General features: G+C 53.1%; 1 protein-coding gene. It reads left to right on the top strand.

Going from position 1 to position 1,336, the window contains the following annotated elements; genetic code table 11:
• Positions 1 to 94 precede the first annotated feature (94 nt).
• Entirely contained in the window at positions 95 to 1,273 is a 1,179-nt protein-coding gene (locus PMI35_RS06000; protein ID WP_008064327.1) for an integrase core domain-containing protein, read from the top strand.
• Positions 1,274 to 1,336: the final 63 nt, after the last annotated feature.

Here is a 1,336-nt window from a genome sequence, read left to right as displayed (position 1 = left end):
TTGCCGGTATGACTCACCCACATAGGTAACAAAACAGTTCAAGCACATAGGTAACAGTTTTTAACTGGCACTGGTCGATTCCGAGGATCTGACCATGCCGTGGCGAGAGCTGAAACCTATGGACCTGAAAGTGATGTTCATTGCCGACTACCTGTCCGGTCGACTCAATTTCAGCCAACTCTGTGCGGCGCACAGCATCAGTCGCAAGACTGGCTACAAGTGGGTGGCCCGCTACAACGCGGACAGCGTTAACGGTTTGGCGGAATGCAGTCGCAAGCGGCACTCTCAAGCTCAGGCCGTGCCGTTTGCGGTCAAAGAGGCCATTCTTGAGCTGCGTGGCCAAGGACAAACCACGCCGGGCCCAAAGAAAATTCAGACGGCATTGATCGAGCGGTTTCCGGATCAGTCGCCACCCTCCAAAACCACCATCTACAACGTGCTTAAAAAGGCGGGGTTGGTGACACCACGACGATTACGTCAGCGGGTAGCAATCTATCCCAAACCGCTTCAGAAGGCTGACCTCCCCAACCAACTCTGGAGCGCCGATTACAAAGGCCAATACCTGACAGGGGAAGGCGTTTGGTGTTACCCCCTGACGGTCATGGATCACGCCAGTCGATTTCTCTTGGCATGCGAGAGTATGCCGAGCACTACCTTCAAGGATGCCAAGGCGACCTTTGAACGGCTGTTTAGAACATACGGAATGCCCGAACGTATTCGCACCGACAATGGTGTTCCCTTTGCCAGTAGCGGGCGTGCGGGATTGTCACAGCTGTCTATTTGGTGGCTGCGACTGGGCATCATCCCGGAAAGAATCCAGCCTGGCCGACCCGAGCAGAATGGGCGGCACGAGCGAATGCACCGGACATTAAAAAGTACTTTGCCACGCCCCCCAGAGATCGAGTGGGGTGCGCAGCAGAAGCATTTCGATCTGTTCATGCAGCACTACAATCATGAGCGTTTTCATGAGGCCCTGGGGCAGCGAACACCGGGGTCTTGCTACATCAGTTCGTCGCGCCTTTATCCAGAAAAACTACCGGAGATGAGATACCCAAGTCATATCGAAGCCTACGTAGTGGACTCTTGTGGAGTGGTGAACAAAGGCCGGCTCCGGATTTATGTGGGTTATGTGCTCAAACGTGAAATAGTGGGTTTGGACAACATAAGCGAGGGCATTTGGGACGTTATTTTTGGACCGGTCGTGTTAGGCCGCTTCGATGAAAAGGACGCCAAGGACGGTTACGTAACGCTTAAAGTGATTACAAATGAGTGATCAGGTGTTACCGATGTGCCTGAACTTTTATGTTACCTATGTGGTTGATCCGTACATGCCCCA

The organism is Pseudomonas sp. GM78, assembly GCF_000282475.1.
In the GTDB taxonomy this organism is placed as follows: domain Bacteria; phylum Pseudomonadota; class Gammaproteobacteria; order Pseudomonadales; family Pseudomonadaceae; genus Aquipseudomonas.
The sequence above is the reverse complement of the archived record's forward strand: the minus strand, read 5'-3'. Positions and strand labels throughout refer to the sequence as shown.